This window comes from Agrobacterium sp. MCAB5, assembly GCF_052114365.1.
Classification (GTDB): domain Bacteria; phylum Pseudomonadota; class Alphaproteobacteria; order Rhizobiales; family Rhizobiaceae; genus Agrobacterium; species Agrobacterium tumefaciens.
Genome location: NZ_JBFREP010000358.1, coordinates 1 through 373, shown reverse-complemented (window position 1 = coordinate 373; position 373 = coordinate 1). Strand labels below are relative to the sequence as shown.

The 373-nt window shown below is 58.2% G+C and carries 1 protein-coding gene; it reads right to left on the bottom strand.

What is annotated here, in order from left to right; genetic code table 11:
- Positions 1-373 (bottom strand): type I restriction-modification system subunit M N-terminal domain-containing protein (locus AB4Z23_RS29020; RefSeq protein WP_441361378.1); only part of this gene is annotated, 373 nt, incomplete at both ends.

Genomic DNA, 373 nt, shown 5'->3' with positions numbered 1-373 from the left:
GGTCGATTTCGGTCATTCGCTGGAACACGTTCCAGAGGATGCCGCCGTCCTTAAGACGCTTGAGCTGGTCGGTGAACAGGAACTTGTCGAGGAAGATGTCGCGGACGTTGCCGGAAAATTTCGTGATGTAGTCCACCAAGTTCTGGTGAAGCTGGCCGGGGTCTTGGCCCTTGAGCGTAGCGAAGGTGAAGCGCGACAGGTTGTAGACCTTCACGTTGCCGCCGACCGCGCCGAAGAGGATCATGTCGCGGGTGGCCTCGTCCACGCCGTCCGGCAGGGTCTTGGCGGCTTCGAGCACCTGGGATTTCGATGCTTCAAGAATGCAATCGAGACGGCGCAGAACAACGAAGGGGAGAATAACCTTGCCGTATTC